Source organism: Paracoccus alcaliphilus, assembly GCF_028553725.1.
In the GTDB taxonomy this organism is placed as follows: domain Bacteria; phylum Pseudomonadota; class Alphaproteobacteria; order Rhodobacterales; family Rhodobacteraceae; genus Paracoccus; species Paracoccus alcaliphilus.
In genome coordinates this window covers 2,240,649-2,266,106 of sequence record NZ_CP067124.1, presented here as the reverse complement: position 1 = coordinate 2,266,106, position 25,458 = coordinate 2,240,649, and the positions used below count along the sequence as shown (strand labels likewise).

General features: G+C 61.8%; 24 protein-coding genes, 2 tRNA genes and 4 pseudogenes. 16 read left to right on the top strand and 14 right to left on the bottom strand.

The genetic code is table 11. The features are described 5' to 3' along the window. From JHW40_RS11625 to JHW40_RS11610, 4 genes and pseudogenes are all read left to right on the top strand, one after another. The gene (locus tag JHW40_RS11625; RefSeq protein ID WP_090613583.1) at positions 1–1,656 is read left to right on the top strand and encodes a peptidoglycan -binding protein; all 1,656 of its coding nucleotides are present in this window, start codon (positions 1–3) and stop codon (positions 1,654–1,656) included. 121 nt (positions 1,657–1,777) lie between these two features. Further along, complete coding sequence (locus JHW40_RS11620) at positions 1,778–2,200, top strand: DUF1489 family protein (protein ID WP_090613580.1); 423 nt, start codon at positions 1,778–1,780, stop codon at positions 2,198–2,200. Between the two features lie 50 nt (positions 2,201–2,250). Beyond that, positions 2,251–2,324: transfer RNA gene (locus JHW40_RS11615), tRNA-Gly, on the top strand. Between the two features lie 82 nt (positions 2,325–2,406). Then, a pseudogene (locus JHW40_RS11610) lies at positions 2,407–2,836 on the top strand (IS5 family transposase); the annotation flags it as partial. A gap of 28 nt (positions 2,837–2,864) precedes the next feature. On the opposite strand, the gene JHW40_RS11605 reads toward JHW40_RS11610, so the two are convergent. After that, positions 2,865–3,743, bottom strand: a complete 879-nt coding sequence (locus JHW40_RS11605) for a transposase (RefSeq protein WP_272848974.1) — start codon at positions 3,741–3,743, stop codon at positions 2,865–2,867. Here JHW40_RS11605 and JHW40_RS11600 point away from each other — a divergent pair. From JHW40_RS11600 to JHW40_RS11590, 3 genes are read left to right on the top strand one after another with little or no spacing between them, the layout of a single operon-like run. After that, positions 3,655–4,053, top strand: a complete 399-nt coding sequence (locus JHW40_RS11600; RefSeq protein ID WP_272849111.1) for a hypothetical protein — start codon at positions 3,655–3,657, stop codon at positions 4,051–4,053. The genes JHW40_RS11605 and JHW40_RS11600 overlap by 89 nt on opposite strands. Before the next feature lie 25 nt (positions 4,054–4,078). Then, entirely contained in the window at positions 4,079–4,762 is a 684-nt protein-coding gene (locus JHW40_RS11595; RefSeq protein ID WP_272848973.1) for a Fe2+-dependent dioxygenase, read from the top strand. 3 nt (positions 4,763–4,765) lie between these two features. Further along, positions 4,766–5,857, top strand: coding sequence for an alpha-hydroxy acid oxidase (locus JHW40_RS11590; RefSeq protein ID WP_090618051.1), 1,092 nt, complete (start codon positions 4,766–4,768; stop codon positions 5,855–5,857). 227 nt (positions 5,858–6,084) lie between these two features. On the opposite strand, the pseudogene JHW40_RS11585 reads toward JHW40_RS11590, so the two are convergent. The 4 genes and pseudogenes from JHW40_RS11585 to JHW40_RS11570 form a co-directional block, all read right to left on the bottom strand. Beyond that, positions 6,085–6,680, bottom strand: a pseudogene (locus tag JHW40_RS11585) (transposase); the annotation flags it as partial. Further along, positions 6,575–7,210, bottom strand: coding sequence for a transposase (locus JHW40_RS11580; RefSeq protein ID WP_244519413.1), 636 nt, complete (start codon positions 7,208–7,210; stop codon positions 6,575–6,577). The gene JHW40_RS11580 and the pseudogene JHW40_RS11585, both read right to left, overlap by 106 nt. A gap of 21 nt (positions 7,211–7,231) precedes the next feature. Continuing rightward, the gene (locus tag JHW40_RS11575) at positions 7,232–7,468 is read right to left on the bottom strand and encodes a hypothetical protein (protein WP_211657465.1); all 237 of its coding nucleotides are present in this window, start codon (positions 7,466–7,468) and stop codon (positions 7,232–7,234) included. A 200-nt stretch (positions 7,469–7,668) separates the two neighbouring features. Then, a pseudogene (locus tag JHW40_RS11570) lies at positions 7,669–7,863 on the bottom strand (transposase); the annotation flags it as partial. On the opposite strand from JHW40_RS11570, the gene JHW40_RS11565 reads away from it, so the two are divergent. Next, on the top strand, positions 7,863–8,021 hold the full coding sequence (locus JHW40_RS11565; RefSeq protein WP_211657466.1) for a hypothetical protein: 159 nt from the start codon (positions 7,863–7,865) through the stop codon (positions 8,019–8,021). The pseudogene JHW40_RS11570 and the gene JHW40_RS11565 overlap by 1 nt on opposite strands. Positions 8,022–8,308: 287 nt before the next feature. Here JHW40_RS11565 and JHW40_RS11560 read toward each other — a convergent pair whose 3' ends face one another. Next, entirely contained in the window at positions 8,309–9,340 is a 1,032-nt protein-coding gene (locus tag JHW40_RS11560; RefSeq protein WP_139208318.1) for a hypothetical protein, read from the bottom strand. Positions 9,341–9,408: 68 nt separating this feature from the next. Continuing rightward, on the bottom strand, positions 9,409–9,831 hold the full coding sequence (locus tag JHW40_RS11555; protein WP_090618058.1) for a hypothetical protein: 423 nt from the start codon (positions 9,829–9,831) through the stop codon (positions 9,409–9,411). Between the two features lie 98 nt (positions 9,832–9,929). Here JHW40_RS11555 and JHW40_RS11550 point away from each other — a divergent pair. Continuing rightward, positions 9,930–10,888, top strand: a protein-coding gene (locus JHW40_RS11550) for an IS630 family transposase (protein WP_272848972.1) whose coding sequence is annotated in 2 segments (ribosomal slippage) — positions 9,930–10,271 and positions 10,274–10,888 — 957 coding nt in all. Because the reading frame shifts where the segments join, the coding sequence is not laid out codon by codon here. On the opposite strand, the gene JHW40_RS11545 is transcribed toward JHW40_RS11550, so the two are convergent. Then, positions 10,885–11,574 carry a hypothetical protein gene (locus JHW40_RS11545; RefSeq protein WP_139208330.1) on the bottom strand — a complete coding sequence of 230 codons (690 nt, stop codon included), beginning with the start codon at positions 11,572–11,574 and terminating at the stop codon, positions 10,885–10,887. The genes JHW40_RS11550 and JHW40_RS11545 overlap by 4 nt on opposite strands. Positions 11,575–12,088: 514 nt before the next feature. Between JHW40_RS11545 and JHW40_RS11540 the strand changes: the two genes are divergently transcribed. After that, positions 12,089–12,526 carry a hypothetical protein gene (locus JHW40_RS11540; RefSeq protein WP_139208331.1) on the top strand — a complete coding sequence of 146 codons (438 nt, stop codon included), beginning with the start codon at positions 12,089–12,091 and terminating at the stop codon, positions 12,524–12,526. 15 nt (positions 12,527–12,541) lie between these two features. After that, positions 12,542–13,186, top strand: a complete 645-nt coding sequence (locus tag JHW40_RS11535) for a DEAD/DEAH box helicase (RefSeq protein ID WP_090618138.1) — start codon at positions 12,542–12,544, stop codon at positions 13,184–13,186. A gap of 12 nt (positions 13,187–13,198) precedes the next feature. On the opposite strand, the gene JHW40_RS11530 is transcribed toward JHW40_RS11535, so the two are convergent. Beyond that, a protein-coding gene (locus JHW40_RS11530) for an IS630 family transposase (RefSeq protein WP_272848970.1) occupies positions 13,199–14,157 on the bottom strand; the annotation gives its coding sequence in 2 pieces (ribosomal slippage) (positions 13,199–13,813 and positions 13,816–14,157; 957 coding nt in all). Positions 14,158–14,224: 67 nt separating this feature from the next. Continuing rightward, complete coding sequence (locus tag JHW40_RS11525) at positions 14,225–14,572, bottom strand: hypothetical protein (protein ID WP_139208337.1); 348 nt, start codon at positions 14,570–14,572, stop codon at positions 14,225–14,227. A gap of 132 nt (positions 14,573–14,704) precedes the next feature. Between JHW40_RS11525 and JHW40_RS11520 the strand changes: the two genes are divergently transcribed. Next, on the top strand, positions 14,705–15,946 hold the full coding sequence (locus JHW40_RS11520; protein ID WP_139208336.1) for a hypothetical protein: 1,242 nt from the start codon (positions 14,705–14,707) through the stop codon (positions 15,944–15,946). Positions 15,947–16,129: 183 nt separating this feature from the next. On the opposite strand, the gene JHW40_RS11515 is transcribed toward JHW40_RS11520, so the two are convergent. Then, entirely contained in the window at positions 16,130–17,062 is a 933-nt protein-coding gene (locus JHW40_RS11515) for an IS5-like element ISPpa3 family transposase (protein ID WP_026155396.1), read from the bottom strand. A gap of 360 nt (positions 17,063–17,422) precedes the next feature. Between JHW40_RS11515 and JHW40_RS11510 the strand changes: the two genes are divergently transcribed. The 3 genes and pseudogenes from JHW40_RS11510 to JHW40_RS11500 all read left to right on the top strand — a co-directional run bounded on the left by JHW40_RS11510 (position 17,423) and on the right by JHW40_RS11500 (position 21,684). Further along, the gene (locus tag JHW40_RS11510; RefSeq protein WP_170852003.1) at positions 17,423–19,660 is read left to right on the top strand and encodes a TonB-dependent receptor; all 2,238 of its coding nucleotides are present in this window, start codon (positions 17,423–17,425) and stop codon (positions 19,658–19,660) included. A gap of 223 nt (positions 19,661–19,883) precedes the next feature. Then, positions 19,884–21,212: pseudogene (locus JHW40_RS11505) on the top strand (IS5 family transposase). A gap of 396 nt (positions 21,213–21,608) precedes the next feature. After that, positions 21,609–21,684 (top strand) — tRNA-Ala (locus JHW40_RS11500). A gap of 187 nt (positions 21,685–21,871) precedes the next feature. On the opposite strand, the gene tnpC is transcribed toward JHW40_RS11500, so the two are convergent. The 3 genes from tnpC to tnpA all read right to left on the bottom strand — a co-directional run bounded on the left by tnpC (position 21,872) and on the right by tnpA (position 24,275). Beyond that, positions 21,872–23,437, bottom strand: coding sequence for an IS66 family transposase (gene tnpC / locus JHW40_RS11495; RefSeq protein WP_272848971.1), 1,566 nt, complete (start codon positions 23,435–23,437; stop codon positions 21,872–21,874). A gap of 68 nt (positions 23,438–23,505) precedes the next feature. Next, a complete protein-coding gene (gene tnpB / locus JHW40_RS11490) occupies positions 23,506–23,859 on the bottom strand; it encodes an IS66 family insertion sequence element accessory protein TnpB (RefSeq protein WP_119752217.1) in 354 nt (117 codons plus the stop codon). Continuing rightward, positions 23,859–24,275: an IS66-like element accessory protein TnpA gene (gene tnpA / locus JHW40_RS11485; protein ID WP_119752218.1), complete on the bottom strand. Its 417-nt coding sequence runs from the start codon at positions 24,273–24,275 to the stop codon at positions 23,859–23,861. Before tnpA ends, tnpB begins: the two co-directional genes overlap by 1 nt. 105 nt (positions 24,276–24,380) lie before the next feature. On the opposite strand from tnpA, the gene JHW40_RS11480 reads away from it, so the two are divergent. Next, positions 24,381–25,339 (top strand): IS630 family transposase gene (locus JHW40_RS11480; RefSeq protein WP_272848970.1). Its coding sequence is split into 2 segments (ribosomal slippage): positions 24,381–24,722 and positions 24,725–25,339, totalling 957 coding nucleotides; the frame shifts between segments, so codons are not numbered across the junction. Positions 25,340–25,458 lie beyond the last annotated feature (119 nt).

The window sequence follows — 25,458 nt, the reverse complement described above, 5'->3', positions numbered from 1 at the left end:
ATGGCGCTGAACCGCTCTTCCTCCAACCGTTTCGCGACCTCGATCTGGCCGGGCTATGTCGATGCGCTGGCGACGCTGCTGCTGGTGCTGATCTTCGTGCTGACGGTGACGCTGGTGGTGCAATCGGTGCTGCGCGAAACCATCGGGCTGCGCGAACACACCATCGCCGATCAGGATCAGACGATCTCGCGGCAGGAACAGCGGCTCGAGGCGCTTGGCCAGCAGGTCTCGGCGCTCGGCTCGGCGCTTGGCGCATCCGAGGAACGCGAGGCCGGCTTGCAGGCCGAACTGGAATCGCAGACCGAACGCGCCCGCGAGGCCGAGGCCGAGGCCCGCGACCGCGCCGCCCGGATCGCCCGCCTGAACAACCAGTTGCAGGCCGGACAGGAACAACTGCAACAGGCCCGAAGCCGCCTCACCGATTTCGAGGCCGAAGTGGCCGCCCTTCTGGCCGCAAGATCCGCTGATCGCAGCCGCCAACTGGCGCTGGAAACGCAGCTGTCGGACCAGCAGGATCGCGCCTCTGCCGCCGAACTGGCCATCGCCGCCGCCCGCTCGGAAATCGACGAGCAGACCGAACAGGCCCGCCTCGCCGCCGCCCGGAACGAGGCGCTGCAAGCCCTGATCGCCGATCTGCGCCGCAGCAGCGAAGCGGAAACGGCCGCATTGGAGGCCGCCCTTGACGAGGCCGAAACCGCCCGCCTGACCGAAGCCGAAGCCGCGCGCGCCCTGCGCGAAAGGCTGCAAGGCGCCGACAGCGAACTGACCGCCATGACACTGGCGCTGGAAGAAAGCCGCAAGCGCGCCGAGGAAACGCTGACCCTTCTGGCCGCCGCCGAGGCAACCCGCGACGATCTGGCCACCGATGCCGAACAGGCTGGCACCGAGGCCGAGCGTCAGGCCGCCCTGCTGGCCACAGCCCGATCGCAACTGGCCGAACAGGAACGCCTGTCCTCGGACAGCCAGCGCCGGGTGGCACTTCTGAATGAACAGGTGGCCTCGCTGACCGCCCGGCTCGGCTCGCTTCAGGCGCTGCTCGAGGCCTCTGGCGGCCAGCAGGAGGCCGCGGAACTGCGCGTCGAGGAACTCGGCCAGCAGTTGAACGCCGCCCTGCTGCTGGCGGCCGAGGAAAAGGACCGCCGCCTGACGCTCGAGGCCGAAGCCCGTCAGCGCGCCGAGGAAGAGGCCCGCGATCTCGCCCGCTACCGCTCGGAATTCTTCGGCCGCCTGTCGCAGATCCTCTCGGGGCGCGAAGGCGTCCGCGTGGTTGGCGACCGCTTCGTATTCCAGTCCGAAGTCCTCTTCGCCCCCGGCGCCGCCACGCTGTCGCCCGGCGGACGCGACCAGATCGCCGGCGTCGCCCGGATGCTCTCGGACATCTCCGCCGAGATCCCGCGCGAAATCGACTGGATCATCCGCGTGGACGGCCATACCGACAACACCCCGCTCTCGGGCAGCGGCCGCTATCGCGACAACTGGGAACTCAGCCAGGCCCGGGCGCTGGCCGTGGTCCGCTTCATGACCGAGGATCTGGGCTTTCCCGCCGACCGCCTCGCCGCCACCGGCTTTGCCGACAACCGCCCGGTTGGCCCCAATGACAGCCCCGAATCGATGGCCCGGAACCGCCGGATCGAGCTGAAACTGACCGAACGCTAAGCCACCGCCCGCCCCTCGCACTCCTTGAAAATACCTCGGGGTGAATTGGCCGCAGGCCAAGAGGGGCAGCGCCCCTCCCTCTCCGCTTGCGGCCCGCGCCGCCCACCCCTAGATTACCCCCATGCCCGGATCCCTCAACCTGATGAAGCTCTGCGTCGGCGCCGAAGGCCCCGAGGACCTGCGCCAATGGCAGCAGCAACGCTTTGGTGACAACCCCGCCATGCATGTGACCCGCATGTGGCCCCGGCGAGAGGCCGAGCTGCTCGACGGCGGATCGATCTACTGGGTGTTCAAGGGCATGATGCTGGCCCGCCAACGCCTTCTGGCACTGGAACCCCGCGAGGGCGAGGACGGCATCCGCCGCTGCGCCCTGATCCTCGACCCAAAGCTGATTCAGGTCGCCGCGGTCCCACGCCGCCCCTTTCAGGGCTGGCGCTATCTGTCGGGCAAGGACGCCCCGCCCGACCTGACCGGCCAGTCAGACAGCGCCGAGACCCTGCCCCCGGCCATGGCGGCCGCCCTCGCGGAAATGGGCCTGCGCTGAGCTCCATCCCGTCTTGACCGCCCATGCTCCATGCGATAGCAAACCCGCACGCGGGTGTAGCTCAATGGTAGAGCGAGAGCTTCCCAAGCTCCAGACGAGGGTTCGATTCCCTTCACCCGCTCCAATCAGCAACATATTTAGTCTTATTGACAAAATGGGTTCCACTTACCAGCGATCTATGATTCAAGATCATCTCTACGTTGGAGATGAGCTTGGCGCGGAACCTGATATCTGACGATGAGTGGGCCTTTTTTCGATCGGTTCATCTATGCCGTCCGGCGTCCAAACGGGCATAAACCCTCAGATCATCGCCTTGTTCTGGGCGGGATTTTCTGGATCGCACGGACAGGCGCACCGTGGAGAGATCTTCCAGAAGAGTTCGGCAAGTGGTCGTCGTGCTATCGTCAGTTCCGCCGCTGGACCCTGCCGGGGCTGTGGGAGGACATTCTGGACGCTTTGAACCACGCGGGGATCGCGCCCGACAAACTTCAGATGGTCGACAGCACCGTGATCCGGGCGCATCATCATGCGGCGGGCGCAGTTTGAGGCAAAGAAACGTCCAGTGGACGTTTCGACCCGATAACGGGGCCTCCGAAAGAGGCTCTTGGCCGTTCGAGAGCGTCCATTGGAAAACGATCCAGTGGGGACTGTTGAAGAAGTTGTTTCAGGCTGCCGCCGGGTTTGGTCGGACTGCGCGGATTTCGATGATCGAACAGAGCAACAGCATCATTGCGGCTGCCAGTTTCTTGAGGTTCATGGCGATGGCCGTCAGAAGGGCCTGCATCCTCATGTTCTCGAGCCCCCTGCGGATGGCTCTGGCAAGTTCGTGGAGCGTCTTGGCGGTGCCGTGGGTGCCTTCGACGCGCCAGCGATGCCGGGTGTATATCGCATGGCCGTCCTTTCCCCATGCCAGGCGTTTGCGTCGAGCGCGCAAGATGGCCGCGTGGTTTGTCACGATATGCACCCTGCGGGATGGCGCGCCCCGGGGCAGGCATTGCGCCTTGAGAGGACAGCGCGCGCAGTCATGCCGGTCGGCGCGATACCATTGCCCGGATTTTGTGACGTTTCTCGGGGTCAGCCGCCTCCTCGCCGGACAGCGGACCACATCATGATGGGGATCGAACTTGAACCGCTCGGTCGGAAAGCCCTGCGCCCCCTTGCGACGGGGGGCACGAAGAGGCGGGATGACGGCTGCTATCCTGCGGTCTTCAAGGGCGGCGTAAATCCGGCCAATGCCATAGAGCCTGTCCGCCGTGATCCGGCCCGGGGTAACCCCAGGGGTCGCTTCGATCGCTTCCAGGCGCTCGTCGAACCGGCCCGTGTCATGTTCTTCGCCGGTCACAATCTCCACATCGACGACGACGCCCGCAAAATCGTCAACGGCCGTGTGCTGCTTGTAGGCCGGGCGCAGCGGCGCCCTGGAGGATGTCGCGTCGCCAGCGGTGCTCGAACCGATGGCGCATCCGCTGGCAACTCGCGTCCGGGTCTGTGCGGCAGAGCTTCTTGAACTTGCCGCTCGTGCGCGCGTCCCGCTCGGCGCCATTGGCGTCGTCGTGGGCGGCCTCGACCGCATCCAGATGGCGCGAAACCAGTGCGTCCATGCTGACATTCGCCCGGATCAGGCTGGCGTCAATGTGGACGGTGTCAGTCGAAACCAGGCCCGCCGCCTGGCACTGTCGCACGACATGTATGAAGATCTGGCGGAAAACATCTGCGCCCCAACGCTGCCGGATGCGCGTCAGCGAGGAGTGATCCGGCAAGGCCCCTTCACAGGCAAGCATTGCCCGCCTGACACGGTTGTTCAGAGCCGACTACTTAACTTTCTCGCCGCCACCCATTATCGTCGCCTTTGAAATCCGTATCTGCCAAGGGCCTGACATGCTGATCACCATCCCCGACCTGCTGACCCCCGAGGAAGTCGCCTATATCCGGCAGGTGCTGGACGGGACGCAGTGGATCGACGGCCGCAACACCGCTGGCGATCAGGCGGGCAAGGTCAAGAACAACCTGCAAATACCCGTGGACAGCCCCGAGGCGCGAGAACTGGGCAATATCGTGCTGCGGGCGCTTGGGCGCAATCCGACCTATTCCTCGGCCGCGCTGCCCGCCCATGTCCTGCCGCCGATGTTCAACCGCTATGACGAGGGGATGACCTTCGGTGCCCATGTGGACGGCTCGATCCGGGTCATACCGGGCACGGCGCAGCGCATCCGCACCGATGTCTCGACCACGATCTACCTGACCCCGCCCGAGGAATACGACGGCGGAGAGCTGGTCGTGCATGACACCTATGGCCAGCATGCGGTCAAGCTGCCCGCCGGTCATGCGGTGGTCTATCCTGCGACCTCGCTGCATTCGGTGACACCGGTGACGCGGGGCTCGCGTTGGGCGTCGTTTTTCTGGGCGCAGTCGATGCTGCGCGACGACTGGCAGCGGCATATGCTGTATGATCTGGACATGTCGATCATGCGCATCCGCGCGATGCTGCCCGACGACGATCCGGCAGTGGCGGGCATCACCGCCCATTACCACAACATGATCCGCCACTGGGCCGAGATCTGACGGGTGGCCGGCCCGGCCCAGATTCCCGCCGATGTCGTGGCGCTGTGCGATTACGAACGTCACGCCGCCGAGCGGATACCCGCGCCGCTGCGCGCCTATATCGACGGGGCTGGCGCGGACGGGCTGACCGCCGACGCCAATCTTGCCGCGTGGCAGGCGATCCGGCTGCAAGGCCGGGTGCTGGCCGATCTGCGGGGCGCCGATACCGGCCTGCACCTGCTGGGGCTGGACCTGCCGCATCCGCTGATCCTTGCGCCAGTGGCCTTTCACCGTCTGGTCCATCCCGAGGGAGAGACCGCGACAGTGCTGGCGGCAGGTGCGACCGGCAGCCTGATTGTGGTCTCGACCCAGGCCAGCCTGCCGTTGGAGCAGATCGCCACCGCCGCTCATGGCCCGCTGTGGTTCCAGCTGTATATGCAGCCCCGGCGCGAGGATACGCTGCGCCTTGTCCGCCGGGCCGAGGACGCCGGATACCGGGCGCTGGTGGTCACGGTGGATGCACCAGTGAACGGGTTGCGCAACATGGAGCAACGCGCCGGGTTCCGCCTGCCCGAGGACATCCGCGCCGTCAATCTCGACGGCATGGCGGCCCCCGAGATCCGCTCCGAGCCGGGCCGCAGCGCGGTATTCCTTGGCCTGATGGACGCCGCCCCGAGATGGGAGGATATCGCCTGGCTGAAAATGCAGACCGAACTGCCGGTGATCCTGAAGGGCATCTCTGGCGCCAATGATGCGATCGGCGCGGTCGATATCGGCGCCGATGCGCTGATCGTGTCGAACCACGGCGGTCGCGCGCTGGACGGACTGCCGGCGACGGCCGAAATGCTGCCCGTCGTCGTGGGCGCGGTTTCGGGCCGCATTCCGGTCCTCTGCGACGGCGGCGTCCGCCGCGGCACCGATGTGTTGAAGGCCCTGGCGCTGGGAGCCTCGGCGGTGCTGATCGGTCGTCCCCAGATCCATGCGCTGGCGGTCGGCGGCCCGCGGGGCGTCGCCCATATGCTGACCATCTTGCGCGCCGAACTGGAGGTCGCCATGGCGCTGACCGGGTGCCGCGATCTTGCCGGCATCGATGAAGCCGTTCTGTGGCAAGGCTGAGCCACCATCCAGAGCATCCAGGCGGCGCAAATCCAGGCGAGACATCAGATGCGGACCGTCAGACATCGCTGTCCAGTTCAGCCTTCCTACTGCGAGCGCTATGTCGTACCTGCATCGAGCCGTGGTTGAGTTCGGGTGATGTAGCCCGAGAGGGCGGCGCGGCCCTGGTTGGCATCGTCAGCGGCGACACCGTCGGTAAACTTGTCGCCTTCGATGGCCTGGGGAACGCAGCGTTCGACCATGTTGCGCAGCGTGTAGATCGTCATGTCGACCGCCTTGCGAACCCTGCGGTTCTTGCGCATCGGGAGTGAGGCGGGTCAGACAACAGTTCGGGGAACTGTTTCCCCGACGAACGACAGGGCGTTGCGACGTTCGATATCTTCCCGAATTTTATCAGAGCCATAGCCCCTGTCAGCAACCAGAACGGCAGGCTGCGGCAGGTTGTCGGTCATCACCAGATCATGGCCGGTGTAGTCGGAGACCTGCCCCGGCGTGACTTCTGTCCTCATCGGGAGGCCCGCACCCTTGACGCGGAGATGAATCCTGGTCGTGCCCCCCCTCGCGAACGGCCAAGAGCCTCTTTCGGAGTCCCCGTTATCGGGTCGAAACGTCCACTGGACGTTTCTTTGCCTCAAACTGCGTATACCGCATGGTGATGGGCTCGGATGACTGTGCTATCGACCAACTGAAGCTTGTCGGGCGCGATCCCCGCGTGGTTCAAAGCGTCCAGGATATCCTCCCACAGCCCCGACAAGGTCCAGCGACGGAACTGACCAGCGCAGCCTGGAACATCACGTGCCGCAGCAAACGTCTTCCGCCACCAATGGCGCGTTTTCCGCGCAGAGTGCCACTGTCATGCGCGATGGGGGCGAGCCCTGTGAGCGCAGCGGCCTGTTCGCCGGAGATCTGGCCAGGTTCGGGCATTTCGGCAATCAGCATTGTGCTGGCAACCGGACCGATCCCCGGAATGAAGCGTAGGATTATTGCGGTTTCGGTCAGCGAGACGTCGGCCGCGATGGTCTGCTCGATCTGCTTTTCCAACCCGGCGATCTGGTGGTTCAGCAAGTCTTTGAGTTCATCATTCATTCCTCCAGGAAATTCATCGGTTCCCAGCTTTTCATGTGCTTTGATTTGCGCGAGGAGCCGTTTCCGTGTTTCGACAAGTTGACCACGCTTAGACGTCAAGGCTCTGAGAAGGCGAAGTTTTTCATGAGGAATCTGGCGACCGACCTCAGGACGAAAAGCCATGAAACGCGCAATCAGTTCAGCGTCGATCCGATCTGTCCTGGCGCGTGTTCCACGGCTGGCAGCGAACGCCTTGATCTGTGCCGGCGGCAGTTGCCGTGTCTGCACCCCGACCGCGTCCAAACTTGCTCAGAGCCGCCACTCTTGCCCGCCGGTGGTTTCAAAACAGACCAGAGCGTGCCGTTTCCGAGCAACCGTTGCCAGTGGCACATGACCGTCAGCCGTATTCGGCAGTCGAAGTTGCAAACCATCGGGCAAGCAATACGTGTCGAGCCAATCGCGCGAGACATCCATGCCCATGATCTGGTCGTGTGATACCTTGTTCATGCTCTCGTTCGGACATTCCTTCGAACCAGTGGCAGTCATGCCCTCACTCTGCTCCGCGGTCCTGACCGGCCGCATTCAACTGTTCGAGACGACGAAGAGAGACGGTGCCGGCTCGCTAGAAAACGTGGTCAATGCCACAAGGCTCAGACGCCAAACACCGCCCCGTCACCGACCTTGGCCAAGGTCGGTGACGGGGACAGAATAGCAAACCTGAGATACAGAAGGCTCAGGATTCATAACTAGAAGATGACGGTTGCTGCGAGGGCGATGGCTGCGAGGAAGACCTTGGGAAAGCAGTCGTAGCGGGTCGCCACGCGCCTCCAGTCCTTGAGCCTGCCAAACATGATCCCGATGCGGTTGCGCCGCTTGTATCGGCGCTTGTCGTATTTGACGGTTGTCTTGCGTTGTTTTCGGCCAGGGATGCAGGCGCGTATTGGCCGAGCGCCTGATCCGGGATGGGTATACCGGTATTCTTGCCCGCAGCTTCGCCAAAGGGGCCACGGATGCCGACCTGAACATCGTTCTCTGGATGTGGGGCAACACGCAGCCTGCCCGTATTACGCTTGTAGACGACGAAGAACGGCTGCGGTGATCAGCGTGAAAGCCATCGCCAGGTAGTGTGACAGTGCGGTAAATGCCAGGACGCAGGCAATGATCGCCCTGAAAGCATTGTTTGCAAACGCATCGGCCGATCATCAGGTTCGGCTTTGAGGCGGGCCCCTGTCTCAATGGACGCGCTCCGGCTGGTCGGGCACCTTCTGGAACACAGGACGAGAACATCAAACCGCCGATCAGGATGACGAAAATCGTGCAACTTGTCAGAACATCCTGGCTGGCGGCGAACGCATCGCTGACGCCTTTCGCGGTGGGTCATATGGATCACCGAAGCGGCGCGGCGGGGCCGTTGTAACCTGCCTTTTGCCCCAGCTCTGTCAGCAGTTCGCAAAAGCCACGTCGGGTGTCCGGATCGCTCGAATAAGCATCGGTCAGCCGGGACCAGTCCAGATGCGCAAGCAAAGCTGTATCCGTCACGATCTTACCATCGATCACGGGCGGGTAAAAATCGTCGTAAAGACCATGAAAGATCTGCGCCGCCTGCTCTTTCGTGTAAGTGACCTTTTCGGGGAAAATGGCTTGTTGGTCATAACATGTCCGGACCAGACGGCTGAGACCGGCGCGGAAGAACTCACGGATATTGATTGAAAGTTCCAATCGCGATGGCGAAACATCCTCCGATGTTTCCGAAAACGGTATCACGGTCAACATGACGAGGTTTCCGTTCGGCAGCCACCATTGGCCCAGATTCAGGGCGCGCGGCATTTTGTTCATGGCATCGGGATCATTCCTGATCTCGTCCCCCGCATCGTTCAAGAGCTGTCGCAATGCGGCGCGCAAAGCGTCAGGCGCCTGACGGCTGGCGAGCAGCGCGGTCCTGTCACAATTTCCGCTTTCGCTGTCGCGCCGATCCTTTTCCAGAAATTCGAGCGGAATTCTGTTATAATAACAGGATGCTATTTCCGCTGCACGCGGTTTGGCCGCCTGCAAACCGGTATAGATATTGACGATGGCTTCGATGTCGGCATCCGTTGCGCTGACATCGCTCGCCGCGCTGCGATCGGCACGGGAAGCGTCGAAATGCGCGAAGTCCAGATCAATCTCATCTATGACGCCAAAATTCATCCAGATCGTGCCGCCGGAAGGGGTCCACGGGATGGCAATGCTTTGCTCGCCGCCGGTTTGCAGGACCAACTGATAGTGCTGCTTGCCACTCCATGCCGTGACTGGCGGCAGCGGCAGTCCCTGCATATCGAGCGCTATGGGTATGTCGACCGTCATCGTCGAGCGCGCCATCGCGTCCCCCAACGGCTCGCCTGCCTGGATATCCAGCGTGAACGGGTCAACCATATCCATCCTGTGCGCCATTGCGGCCGGGGTCGCCATCAAGAGCAAGGCAAGGGCGCCCGGCAGTAATCGTCCTGTCATCGCGGACCCGCAGCAGCGACCGCACGAATTTCGGCATAAAGCAAAGGCCTGAGTTGAGGGTGCCGGGATGTGGAGACCTTTCCCAGATCTTCACCCCCCCGCTTCAGGAATCTGTAATACATCGTGTTCGTCCCCTCTTCGGGCCAGGTGAAATCCTCATTCTCCGCACGAACGAAATGCCGGACCACATCCTTGAACCACGGTGTGCGGACGTTCTGATCGGAAAAATCTCCGCCGGTGAAGGGATACATGAACGGTTGCTTTTGATTCTGAAGCGACATCGACGCCACACCTGTTGAACTGATCGAAACAAGCTCGATCCGGTAGGGCAGCGGCGTCGCGGCGAACAAGCCCCTTATGCCGGAGAACATCGCACTCGGACCATAGCGGTTTCCGGCCACTTTTTCGAGTGCGTTCATGAACTTGCGGAACCTAAAGCATTTCTACTGAACCCTGAATCGTTTGGGGTTCCGTCGCAGCGCGGATCGTGATTCCCTTCTGTCTGGGAGGATAGATCATGTCAGCACCATTGCCGTCGGCCCTCCGGACGCGGTTTCAGCGATATATCGAGGAGGGTTTAAGCGGTCGGGCGGCGGCGCTGCGGCTGAAACTCTCGCCGGCGACCGGAGCACGTTGGGGCCGGGCGATCAGGACCAGGGGGCATGCCGAACCATTGCCCCAGGGACGTCCCAAAGGGCATGGAAAGCTTGCCCCGCACCGGGCCTTTTTCGAGGAACTGCTCGCACAGGATCCCGACATCACGCTGTTCGAACTCAGGGACGCGCTGATCGCAGCGGAAGGCGTTCGTGTCCATCACTCGTCCATTGCCAGTCTGCTGTCGCGGCTTGGGTTCACCTATAAAAAAAGTCGCTGGTGGCCGCCGAACGCCGTGGTGCCAGGGTAAGACAGCGGCGAACCGACTGGTTCGAGCATCGCTTGCCAGCCATCGCGGATCGGCCGGAACGCGTGGTTTTCATAGACGAGACCTCGGTGAAGACCAACCTCACCCGCCTGCGGGGACGTGCCCTGCGCGGCACACGCCTGACCATGGATGCGCCCTTCGGCAGCTGGGGAACACAGACCCTGATCGCCGGCCTCACACCGGATGCCCTGATCGCCCCGTGGTGCATCAAGGGCGCAATGGACGGTCCCGCCTTCGCAACCTGGGTTCGCGAGGTCCTGATCCCGGAGATCGAGCCGGGTACCGTGGTGATCCTCGACAACCTTGCCACCCACCACAACAAGCAGGCTGCCGAGGCTCTGCGTGCCCATCGCTGCTGGTTTCTCTATCTGCCGCCATATTCGCCGGACCTGAACCCCATCGAAATGGCATTCGCAAAACTCAAGGCGCACCTGCGCAGGATCGGGGCAAGAACATTTACCGACGTCTTCAAGGCCATCGGCGAAGTCTGTGATCTCTTCGATCCCGGCGAATGTTGGAACTACTTCAAGGCCGCAGGATATGTCGCAGGTTAAAACAGAAATGCTTTATTGTCGCCATCACGCCGACCCAGATCCGAAAACGTGGCGGGTGGAATGCTGTTCTGGTTCAGGCGATACATGAAATCTTCAAGAATATTGCGCTGTTCGTGGTCGATGATCGGCAACGAAGCCTCGAAGTCATCCCTCGCGACCCCTCTCAGCCCGTCCCGCAGAAATCCCCCCTCGGGAGAACCGAAAGTGCCCTCACCGCCATAGACTTCATGTTCATGGGCATATTTGTCCTTCACGTAGTTCACGAAATGGTCGAAGCATTCGATGAACTCCTCGACCTTGCCGTCCTTGAAGAAATGAAAGCGTTCCTCATGCATCTGGCAGAAATGCAGGACGGCACCAAGATCCATATAGATGGCAAGATTGCCATAGATCAGGCGTCGAAGTCCGACCAGCGTATCGCTGTATGTCACCCCGTCAAACCAGCCATCGCCGGTCAGCACCCAGGAACCGATTTCCTGCCAGTCCATGAGATCGCCCAGGAGCCCGTCATTCTTGATGCGCGTGCCGTCTTCCAGAACAATATCGGCCGGCTCGTGCGGCGCAGCCCTGGTGCCCCACCCGTTCAGCGCATCCGCAGCCGTATCCATGCCAAACCCGATATGCGTGGATCCCAGTGACGCGCCTCCGGCGAATTTGAGCCTTTTCGCCTCGCCCGTCGTCTTCATATAGATATCGGCATAGTCGGCGGATATCGCACGGTTGCGTCGCCTTTGCGCGGCAAAGTTCTCGACAGTGCAGCTGCTGGCCGAACTTGCGCACATGTTCTTGACCCGCAGGACACGCGACATGACCTCATCATAGATCAGTTCGCATTGGCAGCGGTGGCGTGATCGGCGGGTTGTTCTTCATCCTCCTGCTCACTCGGCAGCGGGGATGAGCGATCTGCGGAAGGCTTAGCGACAGCCGGACCTGGATGCCACTATGGGCCGGCGTTACTCTGATAGCTACGAGAGCTGCAATCCCTGAGAGGGACGATGTTTGAACTGGGAACGCCATGGACGCCGCCGGCGGGAAAAGCATTTCCTGAAGTGTTTCGGGGCATGGTGCTCCAGTTCCTGCGTGTATTCGGCTGCGTGTTGCAGGATGTTGCCGAGGCCATTGCACCGCTTACGACCTGTTTGAACCTGCCCGACTTTACGCTTACCCTGGCCACGCATATTATAGGGCAAGGTTCGATTGATGAATTTTCTGGCGAACATATTTCGCAGGAAACGAAAGACACGCCTCGAAACGGCCCTGGAGCATATGGACGGCGCAACCGAACGTTTCCGCATCGCCGCCGAGATGTCTGTTCAGCCGCATGCACGACTTTTCTGGGATCTTGCGGCTGCCAGCGTCGACCTGCGCGCGCAGGTCGTGTCCGATCCAGGCTGCATCAGTTCCTTGCGCCGCATCATCTTCTTCTATTTGCCGACAATGTCCGATCTTTGCCATCGTTGGGCGCGGCTGTCTCAGGCTGACCCGCTTCGTCCACCGGATGAGACCGCCATCGCCGATTTTCGCGGCTATCTGGAACTGATCCAGGCGGCCAGCGACGCCTGTCGCATGCGACATTACGATGATCTCCACCTGACGATGGAAGCGTTCGACGAACAGCTTCAGCGCCTTTCCGTCTGATTTCAGGCGTCGCGAATGTCCCGGCCCATCAGCGATACGACAAAACAGACGTTCGACCGGATGCGGTTCCGGCACGATTGGCGCAACTATCAGATGCGCATCCTGTCCGAGATGGAAACGCATCTCGACGACGACAAACTGCATGTGGTTGCCGCGCCGGGTGCGGGCAAGACCGTTCTGGGCCTGGAGATCATCCGCAAGCTTGGCCGCCGCACATTGGTTCTGGCGCCAAGCCTGCTGGTGCGCGATCAATGGATCACGCGATTGCGGGATGATTTTCTGGACGGCGAACTGCCCGACTGGATCAGCACCGACCCCGAGGCCGATGTACCGTTGCGGTTCAGCACCTATCAGAACATTCACCAGAACCGCACCCGGACCCTGCCACCCTTCGATCTGATCTGCCTTGACGAAGCACACCACCTGCGCCGCGCCTGGTGGCAGACCCTGATCCGGCTGCAGGAAACCCACAAGCCGGTCACGCTGTCGCTGACCGCAACCCCGCCCTATGATTCGGAAGGCTGGGAATGGGACAATTACAATGCGCTTTGCGGTCCGGTAGATGCCGAGATTTCCGTGCCCGAACTTGTGCTGACAGGTGATCTCTGCCCGCATCAGGATCTGGTATTCGCAGCCCGAACGACCGATCGGCAAACCTAAAGCATTTCTGTTTTAACCTGCGACATATCCTGCGGCCTTGAAGTAGTTCCAACATTCGCCGGGATCGAAGAGATCACAGACTTCGCCGATGGCCTTGAAGACGTCGGTAAATGTTCTTGCCCCGATCCTGCGCAGGTGCGCCTTGAGTTTTGCGAATGCCATTTCGATGGGGTTCAGGTCCGGCGAATATGGCGGCAGATAGAGAAACCAGCAGCGATGGGCACGCAGAGCCTCGGCAGCCTGCTTGTTGTGGTGGGTGGCAAGGTTGTCGAGGATCACCACGGTTCCCGGCTCGATCTCCGGGATCAGGACCTCGCGAACCCAGGCTGCGAAGGCGGGGCCGTCCATTGCGCCCCGGATGCACCAGGGCGCAATCAGGGCATCCGGTGTGAGCCCGGCGATCAGGGTCTGTGTTCCCCAGCTGCCGAAGGGCGCATCCATGGTCAGGCGTGTGCCGCGCAGGGCACGTCCCCGCAGGCGGGTGAGGTTGGTCTTCACTGAGGTCTCGTCTATGAAAACCACGCGTTCCGGCCGATCCGCGATGGCTGGCAAGCGATGCTCGAACCAGTCGGTTCGCCGCTGTCTTACCCTGGCACCACGGCGTTCGGCGGCCACCAGCGACTTTTTTTATAGGTGAACCCAAGCCGCGACAGCAGACTGGCAATGGACGAGTGATGGACACGAACGCCTTCCGCTGCGATCAGCGCGTCCCTGAGTTCGAACAGCGTGATGTCGGGATCCTGTGCGAGCAGTTCCTCGAAAAAGGCCCGGTGCGGGGCAAGCTTTCCATGCCCTTTGGGACGTCCCTGGGGCAATGGTTCGGCATGCCCCCTGGTCCTGATCGCCCGGCCCCAACGTGCTCCGGTCGCCGGCGAGAGTTTCAGCCGCAGCGCCGCCGCCCGACCGCTTAAACCCTCCTCGATATATCGCTGAAACCGCGTCCGGAGCGCCGACGGCAATGGTGCTGACATGATCTATCCTCCCAGACAGAAGGGAATCACGATCCGCGCTGCGACGGAACCCCAAACGATTTAGGGTTCAGTAGAAATGCTTTATGACGACAATCGCGAGGCCGAGGCAGAACTGTTCCGGTCCTTGCGCGCCCATCCAGACATTCTGGAGATGCTGGCGCAATCGCCATGGATGACGGATTGCCGGAATCATGCGCAAGAGATCCTGGACAATCCCGAACTGTTCAGCGCCATGCTGATCTATCTGCGCGATGCGCAACTGCCCGTGCCTGCCTATGCAAGGCGATTGCTGCGGCTTGGCCGCGCTGAATGGCCAGTGCTTGACTGGCAATGGCTGGGGATCGTTCTGGCTGCGCAGCTGACCAAGCTTCCGGTTGCGCTGCTGGCGCGTCTGAAGGCAGCAGGCGCGTTGCACAACGATCGGCTGACCCTTCCTCCGCCCAGATTCCTCAATCGGGTGGAACTGTTACATGTTGACAAGGCCCGCCTTGCCGCCACCGTGGAAATACATCGGCTTGAACGCGAAAACCGCCGGGATGGCCTGCGCATGGCGATCCTGATGGACAAGATCGGGCACGTGGCCTTGAAGCTGGATCACGATCCGCAGGAATACAACGCCGGCGCAGTTTTTCGCGCGCTGCATCTGGCGGAACCACGCGGCGATCTGGCGCTGCTGACCGGACAGATCATCTGCCTGCCTCGGGCGCTTTGCTACGACCTGTCCGGCCGTGAGGTGCCGGGGCTTCCGGGCTATGCGCTGATCGGCGGACCCGAATTTTCCAAGGCGGTCGTCCGTGTCAACGCCGCCTTCAGCACGGGTGCCGTGCGGGTCATCGTCGGAACACAAGCCTTTCTGGGGCAAGGATGGGATGCGCCGGCGATGAATTCCCTGATCCTCGGGACCAATCTGGCACGCTTCGTCGCGGTGAACCAGCTACGTGGCCGGGCGCTGCGCATCGAGCGGAACATTCCCGAAAAGACCTCGAATATCTGGCATCTTGCCATCGTGCCCGGCGATACCCTCGAAGGCGAGGACATTGCGCGCCTGCATCGTCGGTTCGATTGCTTCGCGCGACTGGACCGGAACGCCGGCCAGATCCAGTCCTATTTTTCACCGAAAGGCGACGTGCAACAACACAATGCGATCACTGCCGAAATGGCACGGCGCCATGACACCCTGGCGGCGGATTGGCAAAGCGCCTTGCATCTGCAACAGCGCCCCGAGCCCCGGCTTTTCCGGGAAACCAGCATCGGATCCCGAATGCGGCGTCAGATGGTGCCGGTTTCCAGCCTGTCCTGGCTTGGGCGGTTGCGCGAGATGTTTGGTCAAGGCCCCTCGGATCAGGAGACCCGGCGTAGTCTCGAGCGCATTGCCCGCCTTGCCGTCGAGGCTCTGCGGGAACTGGGCGATTTTTCCGCTCTGCAGGAACCACGCCCCGAGGTTCACGACGGGCCGGCAGGCTATCAGATCAGCCTCCATCAGACGACGCGGTTCGAGGAGAGCTTGTTTCACGACACATTGCGCCAGATTCTCGATCCGGTCGGAAACCCACGCTACATTATCGTCGTCAGGTCGGGGCTGTTCCTGAAGCGATTCCAGTATTTTGCCGTGCCTGGGCGCTTTGACGGGAACCGGGCCCGAGCGGAAATCTTCTGGCGGAACTGGCAGGGCATCATCGGGCAGGGCGAATTGATCTATACGCGCACCCCCGTCGGACGAGGTGAGCTGCAAGCGGCGCGCCTGAACAGCCACGCGCGCCGCGTAACTCACCACTTGAACTGGCGTTGAGTGCGCCCCCGACCCGAAATGACCGTTCGCCCTTCCCCGGCCGCGAAAGCGGGCATCCATCCTGATCGCCGCGAAGCAAACGCAATGATCTCGGCCGAGAACTCAGATTCAAGCTTGCGGCATCCCAATGGCGTTGTTGCAGAAGTCAGTGTGTGAGCGCAGTTTTCCCTTTCCGCGTTGAGTTCATGCCACGCGTTTGATCTCGGCGGATCCGAGGGCATTGAAGCGGTTCATGAGGGCGATGCGGATATGGATTTCGGCGGTCTGGCGGTCCGGGTCTCGTGATGAGATGCGTTCACCGAAGGCCTTGAGGCAGCGCATCCTTGCCTCGATCCTGCTTCGGACGTGATAACCTGACCAGCGCTTCCATATGGCCCTGCCCAAGCGCTGGGTTGCCCGGAGGATCTCGTTGCGCGCCCTGGCTGCGGGGCAATCCTCCTTCCAGAGACGGCCATTCCTCCGGATCGGGATGATAGCGGTGCCGCCTCGATCCAGGATCGCGGTGTGGCAGCGTCGGGTGTCAAAGGCACCGTCGCCGGTGACGGTGCCGATCTGTTCATCCTCTGGGATCTGGTTGAGCAGGTCGGGCAGAACAGGGCTGTCGCCTTCACGGCTTGAGGTGAATTCGACGGCGCGGATGTCACCTGTAGCCGTGTCCATCGCCAGATGAACCTTACGATATTGGCGTCGGCGATGCGGGCCATGCTTGCGGGCAAGCCATTCCCCATCACCAAGAAACTTGATCCCGGTGCTGTCCACCAGCAGGTTCAGCGGCCCCGGCGCACGGCGGCTCGTGATCTGAACCGTGATGCGCTTCTGCCTGCGGCTCAGGGTCGAGAAATCGGGCACCCGCCAGTCGAGCCCGGCCATCGAAAGGATGCTCGCCACCATCCCTGTCGTTTGCCGCAGAGGCAGGCCGAACAGAACCTTCACCATCAAGCAGAACTGGATCGCGGCATCAGAGAAGACCGGCGGCCGACCATTGCATCCGGATTTGGGTGCGCGCCAAACCATGTCCTTGTCCAGCCAGATCAGAAGGGACCCGCGCCGCTTCAAGGCATCGTTGTAGGACTTCCAGTTCATCGTGCGGTAGCGGGTCGGCTCAGGCTTGCTCATACTCGCCCCTTAGCCCACTGGATTCGCAGTGTGAATCCCTCAGAAAACGGAGTTCTGCAACAACGCCCATCCCAATACGACATTACAGCCACAGGACATAATAATGTGCGTCGCCGATCACGCGCCGGTGATTGACATATCTGTGTCAATCCTCTCAGGGATGAAGGACGCGCTTTTCTTGGCCTGTGCAATCAGGCCGGACGGTGCACTCGACATTCGCCAGCATTCGCCAGCCATCCAATCTCATCGTTCCCGAACACGCATTCGGGAAGTGGTTTCACATATGCTCCAGCGAGGATCACAGCACCCATGACGCCATTCCATCCGTCCCCCTCTTCCCGGGAAACGGCCACGCCGCCGATGCCCACTCTCGGATTGCTTCCCGTCGTGATGATATCGGCCGCCGTGGGTGGTGCCGCCACTGCCCAGACCGCCGGTGAAGGCATCGTCCTCGACACCATTCAGGTTGTCGGTCAGGGTGGGATCCAGGCCGCCGACAGCTATGCGGTGGACCGCGCTTCCTCGCCCAAACTGACCGCGCCGCTGCTGGACACGCCGCGTTCGGTGCACGTCGTCACCCAGCGCCAAATCGAAGAGCGCGGGGCCTCGTCGGTCTATGACGTGCTGCGGACCACGCCGGGCGTAACGCTTGGCACCGGCGAAGGCGGCAACCCGATGGGCGACCGGCCGTTCATCCGGGGCTATGAAGCCTCGACCGACCTGATGGTCGATGGCGTGCGCAGCCTTGGCCGCACCAGCTATGAAGCGTTCAACATCGAGCAGATGGAGTTGGTCAAGGGTCCGGGCGGCGCCTATTCCGGGCGCGGTGGCACCGGCGGTTCGTTGAACATGGTGTCGAAATCGGCCCGTCTCGGCGAGGAATTCACCGACCTGTCGGCCACCATCGGCACCGACAGTCAATATCGCCTGCAGATGGATACCAACTTTCAGCTGGGCAACCGTGCAGCAGCGCGGATTAACCTGTTCGGACAGGATGCCGAAGTGCCCGGACGCGGCGGGATCGAGGATGACAAGACCGGCGCCGCCCTGTCCATCGTCGGCGATATCACCGAAGCCACCCGGCTGAGCTTTGGTGCTTATCACAGCAAATCCAAAGGCAACCCCGATTTTGGGCTGCCGATGGCGAACCAGGCGTGGCTGGATGCGACGGGTGACACCCGTTTCGGCACCGGCACCACATCTGATCCGTTCGAACCGCTGGGTCTGCTGGATCACGACAAGTTCTATGGCTCGTTCGACCGGGATTTCCGCGAAGTCACCAACCAGAACGCGATCCTGAAGCTGGAGCACGAATTCGCGCCGAATTTCCGGATGAATTCGCAGCTTTCCTATATCGGCAGCGATCAGGAATATATCGTCAGCCGTCCGACGATCATCGAAGGCGGATTGCTGGATCGCGGGCTGCGGTCTGGCAAAAAGGACAACACGACCGTCGCGTTCAGCACGAACTTCTCGGGCGAAACCACGACCGGCAGCGTCGAACATGCCTATGCCTTCGGTGTCGAATACAGCCGTGACAAGCTGCGGTCAGCCAACCTGATCGGAACCGGGCCGGAAGACAGTCGCGGCGTCCCTCAAGGTCCGACAATCGAGCCTTCGGATCCCTTCACCTTCAGCCCCTATGACGAAGTGCTTTACCCGGATTTCAGTTGGGACGAATATGGCCTGCCGACGATCACCCGCAGCAAGTCGCTCTATGCCTTCGATACGCTGAAATTCAATGATCAGTGGCAGCTGAATCTTGGCGCGCGTTACGAGATGTTCGATGTTCAGCAACAAGCCTTGGACAGTGACGGCAATCGTGCAGATCGCCGTCGCAAGGACAATATCTGGAGCTATCAGGCCGGTCTGGTTTACAAGCCCGCGCCGAATGGCACGATCTATGCGTCCTTTGGCACCTCGGCCAGCCCTTCGGGTCAGTGCGCCTCACTTGCAGGCGGCTCGGAAGGGGCCGGGGCCTGCACGCTGACAGATGGCAACGTCAACCTCGAGCCGGAAAAGACCCGCGCCTATGAACTCGGCACCAAATGGGATCTGATGAACAATCAGCTTTCGGTGACGGCGGCGCTGTTCCGTACCGAAAAAACCAATGCTCGTGTGCAGAACGCCATTACCGGCGAGGTCGAACTGACCGGCAAAAACCGCGCACAGGGTCTGGAACTGGGCGTGGCCGGGCAGGTCAATGATCGTTGGGGGATCTATGGTGGTTATACCTATACCGATGCCGAGATCATCGACGGCGGCGGCGACGGTTCGACCAACGGTAATGACATGCACTATATCGCCAAGCACAGCCTTGCGCTCTGGACCACTTATGAAGTGACCGAGCAATGGACCGTCGGCGGTGGTGCGACCTATACCGGCAAGCGCTTCATGAATGCGGCCAATACCTCGGCCCTGCCTTCACAATGGCGGGTGGATGCGATGGCGGCCTACAAGATCAGCGATCGTGCCAATGTGCAGGTCAACATCAACAACCTGTTCGATGAGGACCTGTATGACGCTTCGCATGTCGGCTTGTTCGCGAACGTGCAGGCGGGTCGCAGCGTGACCGCCAAGCTGAACTATCGGTTCTGATCCCCGAATCAGCGCAGATGTCAGGGGCGGGCGGCAGCAATGTCGCCCGCCCTTTGCATTGCCTCTGCGACTGGCGGTCTGTAGAATATCCGACAAGAATACTCAGTCCGATCTGAACAACCTCCACCACGTTGCTTTTGGTTACTGGATCTGCGGTTTTGTTCGCTTTGATTTGCATGGTTTCGTATGCTTGGGGCAGAAACCTTGCAATTTCAGGTCGCCGATGAAGCCCCATTCCCGCGTGCCCGAACAAGATGATCTGCTCCGCCCGAGGCTGGTCGACATGATCGACGCTCGCCATGAGCTGGTGAAGCTCGCGACGCTGATCGACTGGGAGTTCTTCGAGCGGGAATGGGTGAGTTTCTTTCCCTCGCATCAAGGGCGCCCGGCGACGTCGCCGCGACTGGTCGCGGGGCTGATATATCTCCAGCATGCCTTCAAGCTGTCTGACGAGGCGGTCGTCGCCCGTGGATTGAAAATCCCTACTACCAGCACTTCACCGGCGAGACCTTCTTCCAGCACCACCCGCCGATCGATTCCTCCTCGCTGGTGCGCTGGCGCAAGAGGATCGGTGAGTGAGGCGTGAGCCGCCACTGGTTCAAGGCCACGCCGAACGCGTGGAATGGCTGCTGACCAGGACAATCGAGGCAGCTCGGGCCTCTGGCGCGGTCACCGACAAGAGCCTGAGGCGGATCGCAGTCGATACGACCGTGATGGAGAAAAACATCGCCCATCCGACGGATGCCTGGCTTTACGAGCGGGCCCGGGCCCTGCTGGTTGGTCTGGCGAAGCAGGCCGGGATCGAGTTGCGCCAGAGCTACGCGCGGCTTGCCACGCGTTTCGCCGCCCAGGTCGGGCGTAATGCCCATGCCCGGCAGTTCAAGCGCATGCGCAAGGCCCTGCGCCAGCATTTGCAGGACATTCCCGAGGGAGCCTTGCGTGACAGGGTCTTGGAGACGATCTGGCTGGTTGGTCGCCTGCTCGAGCAGACCCCGAAGAGCAAAGACAAGCTCTTTTCCCTGCATGAGCCCGAGGTTGACTGCATCTCCAAGGGCAAGGCGCGGATGCGCTACGAGTTTGGCACCAAGGTCAGCCTCGCCACGACCATCGACGAAGGTTTCGTCGCCGGCGCCCGCAGCTTTCCCGGCAACCCCTATGATGGCCACACCCCGGCACCGGCGCTGGAGCAGGTCGCGCTCCTGACCGGCCAGGTGCCCGATCTCGCCGTCGTCGACCGCGCCATGGCGTGGGCACCACCAAGATCCTGATCAGCGGCATGCGGCGCGGCATCATGCCGTTACTGGCCAAGCTCCTGAAACGACGCAGCGCCATCGAACCCGAAATCGGTCACATGAAGATGGACGGGCGTTTGGCCAGATGCCCGCTGAAGGGTCGCATTGGCGACGCGGTCTTCGCCGTTCTCTGTGCCTGTGACCACAACATCCGCAAGGTCCTGGCCCATCCCAGGGCTCTTTGAGCCCTGTTACTCCACCTGATTGCGGCAACCATCTGGCGCGAAAGGCCCCTTCACAGGCAAACATTGCCCGCCTGACACGGTTGTTCAGAGCCGACTGATAGCCCGTTGATCGTCTCCGCCAACGCTGCCAGCGAGAACCGTGCTGGCCCTGGTTGCCGAGATCCATCCGCACGGCGCGCTCGCGCACTTCAGGTGAAAACATGTTCGTGGTCTTGCTCATGATGCGCCATCCCACTCAAGAGTTCGAGCCTCCTCCAAAACCGGAGCGGTTCAAACATCCATCGGGCTCCAGTCGCGGCTGGATGAAAATTCAGAGGCAGGTCAAACGACCAAAGGTCGATCATGCACTAACTATCAATCTGGCCTCCTCAAATAGGGCTGATCAAACAGCATTTTTCACTTGCAGTCCTTAAGTTGGGCTCATATACGATGCCGCATGCGAGGCAAACAACATCCCTCGCAACCTCAGGTGGGGCCATAGCTCAGTTGGTAGAGCGCTTGAATGGCATTCAAGAGGTCAGGGGTTCGACTCCCCTTGGCTCCACCAATAAAATCAAAGACTTAGACATAGACTGAAACCCTCTAACCTCGCGCCGGGGCACAATGGGGGCACATTCCCGTTGCTCTAAAGCATTTCTACTGAACCCTAAATCGTTTGGGGTTCCGTCGCAGCGCGGATCGTGATTCCCTTCTGTCTGGGAGGATAGATCATGTGTAAGCGCGACGTTGCGGCCCTATGCTGCGAGGCTTGACGGCTGGTTGAAGCGCCATGGCATGAGGTCTTCGATACCGCTTTGTGGGTGACCGTCGAGGATGGCGCGCAGTGTGGCGGCGAGATAGTCGACCGGGTTCACGTCGGACATCTTGCAGGTAGCGACCAGCGAGGCGAGCATAGCCCAGTTTTCGGCGCCGACTTCATTCCCGGCGAAGAGTGCATTTTTTCTTGTCAGGGCAATCGGCCTGATCTGGTTCTCGACCGGGTTGGTGTCGAGTTCCAGCATGCCGTGCTCGAGGAAGCGGATCAGTCCGGGCCAGTGCGCGAGGGAGTAGCGGATGTCTTCGGCAAGCTGGGATTTCTGCGGTATGCGCGAGAGTTGGGCTTCCAGCCAGGGTTTCAGCGCCGCGATGATCGGGGCCGAATGCTCACGCCGGGCAGCAAGGCGCATAGCGGCCTCCTTGCTCCGCACGGACTTCTCGATCTGATAAAGCAGCGCGATCTGGCGCAGCATTTCCTCGGCAATGGGTGAACCATCGCTCTCGAAGCGCTTTACGAAGCGGCGGCGGACATGGGTCCAGCAATAGACCAGTTGCCACGGGCCATTGTCGCGCGCGATCTCGGTCATCGCGTTGTAGGACTGGTAGGCGTCGCATTGCAGGAAGCGGCCGTGGTATCCGGCGAGGAAGTTCAGCGGATGCGCCTTACCCCGGCCAGGGGCATAGTGGAAGAGCACGATGGGTGGGCCAGCCCCGCCATGGCCGCGATCATCGGATACGACGGCCCAGAAGAATCCGCTCTTGGTGCGTTTCAGGCCCGGTTCCAGCACCGGCGCGCGGGTTTCATCCACGAAGATGCGGTCTGCGCCACGCAGATGGGCACGCATCTGGTTGATGACGGGCATCAGGTGGAAACAGGCGCGCCCGACCCAGTTGCCGAGTGTGCCGCGGTCCAGATCGATCCCTTGCCGCTTGAAGATCTCGGCCTGCCGATAAAACGGCAGGTGGTCACCGAACTTCGAGACGATAATCCAGGCGATGAAGAGTTCCGTGGGCAGCCCGCCGGGCACGACATGCTCGGGGGCATGGGCCTGCGCGACAGCTTGCGAGCAACGGCGGCAGGCGTATTTCGGGCGCCGCGTGACCAGCACCCGGAACTGGGCGGGGATCACGTCGAGACGTTCGGACACGTCTTCCCCGATCCTGGACATCTCGCCGCAACCGCAGGGACAGAGCGTGCTGGCAGGCTCGATCACGCGCTCAACCCGAGGCAGATGGGACGGCAGATGCCCGCGGTTGCGCTTGGGCTTGCGGGGTGTTTCCCCGCGCGCCCGCTGCATCGCCGCTTCGGCCTTTTCTTGTGCTGCCTCGAGCACACCTTGAGCAAATTCGGCATCTTCCAGGGGCAGGTTGAACTGGTCGGGCGAGAGCTTTTCGGAGCGCTTGCCGAATTTCTCGCGCTGCGCCGCGTGCAGGATATCCTGCAGCCGCCGATTGGCCTCTTGCGTCTCGGCCAGCGTCGCCTCCACCTCGGCGAGGCGGGCCTTCAGCAGGGCGTTTTCGCGCGCAAGATCAGCTGTTTCCATGGCGGGAAGTGAATCACAGGATGCCCTTGCAGGCCAGCAAAAACAGGCGTTTCGACGCAGCCTGCCAGTCACCCCGCCGCCAGCGGGCGCCGCGCCCGTTCGGGTCGGACCAGCCGCCAATCCACGCCCTCAAACAGCGCTGCAAACTGCGCTCCGGACATGCGCATGACCCCGTCGCGCACCTGTGGCCAGACGAACTTGCCGCCCTCGAGCCGCTTGTGAACCAGCACCATCCCGGTCTGATCCCAGATCAAGAGCTTGATCCGATCCGCCCGCTTCGCTCGGAACACAAAGGCGGCTCCGCAGAACGGGTCCATCCCGAACATCTCCTGCACCGCCAGTGCCAGACCGTCGATCCCCTTGCGAAAGTCGACAGGCCGGGTCGCCACGAAGACCTTCACCGGGCCGCCCTGGCCGAACATCACGACGCCGCTGCCCGTGCCGCGCGGATTGCCCGGGTCAGTTGGCCCTCGTCGACACCAGGACCCGCGCGGATGACGATGTCGCCCACCACGATTTCGAGATCAGACCCGGGGACGGCCGCCGAAGCCTCAGTCGCGCTGTCATCAACCACCAGTTCCGCGAAGAACGGCAAGGCCGCCACGCTTTCGGGCACCACCAAATTACCTTTGCGTATCTGCTTGCGCCAATCGTAAATCTGCCAGCGGGTCGTGCCGTGCTTGCGCGCAGTATCTGCGACCGTCACCCCGGGCATCATGCTCTCCGCCGCGATCCGCGCCCGCTCTGCCTTCGTCCGCCGCCGACGACCGCTTGGCCCCCCGATCACCTCAAGCCGCGAGACCCCGACGCCTATAGAGCCGTCCAATTGGACGCCCATTTTGCCGTCTCTCTCCAAATCCAAAACCTCCGCCGCACATGTGCGTGGAGAATGAAGGCATCAACTCAAAAATGGCAGGAGGGGATCGGCGTCGCGCTTACGATCATGTCAGCACCATTGCCGTCGGCCCTCCGGACGCGGTTTCAGCGATATATCGAGGAGGGTTTAAGCGGTCGGGCGGCGGCGCTGCGGCTGAAACTCTCGCCGGCGACCGGAGCACGTTGGGGCCGGGCGATCAGGACCAGGGGGCATGCCGAACCATTGCCCCAGGGACGTCCCAAAGGGCATGGAAAGCTTGCCCCGCACCGGGCCTTTTTTGAGGAACTGCTCGCACAGGATCCCGACATCACGCTGTTCGAACTCAGGGACGCGCTGATCGCAGCGGAAGGCGTTCGTGTCCATCACTCGTCCATTGCCAGTCTGCTGTCGCGGCTTGGGTTCACCTATAAAAAAAGTCGCTGGTGGCCGCCGAACGCCGTGGTGCCAGGGTAAGACAGCGGCGAACCGATTGGTTCGAGCATCGCTTGCCAGCCATCGCGGATCGGCCGGAACGCGTGGTTTTCATAGACGAGACCTCAGTGAAGACCAATCTCACCCGTCTGCGGGGTCGTGCCCTGCGCGGCACACGCCTGACCATGGATGCGCCCTTCGGCAGCTGGGGAACACAGACCCTGATTGCCGGGCTCACACCGGATGCCCTGATTGCGCCCTGGTGCATCCGGGGCGCAATGGACGGCCCCGCCTTCGCAGCCTGGGTTCGCGAGGTCCTGATCCCGGAGATCGAGCCGGGAACCGTGGTGATCCTCGACAACCTTGCCACCCACCACAACAAGCAGGCTGCCGAGGCTCTGCGTGCCCATCGCTGCTGGTTTCTCTATCTGCCGCCATATTCGCCGGACCTGAACCCCATCGAAATGGCATTCGCAAAACTCAAGGCGCACCTGCGCAGGATCGGGGCAAGAACATTTACCGACGTCTTCAAGGCCATCGGCGAAGTCTGTGATCTCTTCGATCCCGGCGAATGTTGGAACTACTTCAAGGCCGCAGGATATGTCGCAGGTTAAAACAGAAATGCTTTAGGTTGCCTTCCCTCGCCGCGCATTTTCCAGCCGTTTCGCCTCGCGATATGCCGGATCAGTCCTGTAGCGTTCCCGACGCTGTTCGCGGATTCGCGGCCTGTTCT

Excerpts from the sequence above, each read along its gene's own strand:
- JHW40_RS11520 (WP_139208336.1), top strand. The coding sequence starts at position 14,705 with ATGGCGATCCTGATGGACAAGATCGGGCACGTGGCCTTGAAGCTGGAT.
- JHW40_RS11535 (WP_090618138.1), top strand. The coding sequence starts at position 12,542 with ATGTCCCGGCCCATCAGCGATACGACAAAACAGACGTTCGACCGGATG.
- JHW40_RS11625 (WP_090613583.1), top strand. The coding sequence starts at position 1 with ATGGCGCTGAACCGCTCTTCCTCCAACCGTTTCGCGACCTCGATCTGG.
- JHW40_RS11510 (WP_170852003.1), top strand. The coding sequence starts at position 17,423 with ATGCCCACTCTCGGATTGCTTCCCGTCGTGATGATATCGGCCGCCGTG.
- JHW40_RS11555 (WP_090618058.1), bottom strand. The coding sequence starts at position 9,831 with ATGAACGCACTCGAAAAAGTGGCCGGAAACCGCTATGGTCCGAGTGCG.
- JHW40_RS11540 (WP_139208331.1), top strand. The coding sequence starts at position 12,089 with ATGAATTTTCTGGCGAACATATTTCGCAGGAAACGAAAGACACGCCTC.
- JHW40_RS11620 (WP_090613580.1), top strand. The coding sequence starts at position 1,778 with ATGCCCGGATCCCTCAACCTGATGAAGCTCTGCGTCGGCGCCGAAGGC.
- JHW40_RS11600 (WP_272849111.1), top strand. The coding sequence starts at position 3,655 with ATGGCGCATCCGCTGGCAACTCGCGTCCGGGTCTGTGCGGCAGAGCTT.
- JHW40_RS11560 (WP_139208318.1), bottom strand. The coding sequence starts at position 9,340 with ATGGATATGGTTGACCCGTTCACGCTGGATATCCAGGCAGGCGAGCCG.
- JHW40_RS11575 (WP_211657465.1), bottom strand. The coding sequence starts at position 7,468 with ATGACTGCCACTGGTTCGAAGGAATGTCCGAACGAGAGCATGAACAAG.
- tnpB (WP_119752217.1), bottom strand. The coding sequence starts at position 23,859 with ATGTTCGGCCAGGGCGGCCCGGTGAAGGTCTTCGTGGCGACCCGGCCT.
- tnpA (WP_119752218.1), bottom strand. The coding sequence starts at position 24,275 with ATGGGCGTCCAATTGGACGGCTCTATAGGCGTCGGGGTCTCGCGGCTT.
- tnpC (WP_272848971.1), bottom strand. The coding sequence starts at position 23,437 with ATGGAAACAGCTGATCTTGCGCGCGAAAACGCCCTGCTGAAGGCCCGC.
- JHW40_RS11605 (WP_272848974.1), bottom strand. The coding sequence starts at position 3,743 with ATGGCGCCGAGCGGGACGCGCGCACGAGCGGCAAGTTCAAGAAGCTCT.
- JHW40_RS11515 (WP_026155396.1), bottom strand. The coding sequence starts at position 17,062 with ATGAGCAAGCCTGAGCCGACCCGCTACCGCACGATGAACTGGAAGTCC.
- JHW40_RS11545 (WP_139208330.1), bottom strand. The coding sequence starts at position 11,574 with ATGAAGACGACGGGCGAGGCGAAAAGGCTCAAATTCGCCGGAGGCGCG.
- JHW40_RS11595 (WP_272848973.1), top strand. The coding sequence starts at position 4,079 with ATGCTGATCACCATCCCCGACCTGCTGACCCCCGAGGAAGTCGCCTAT.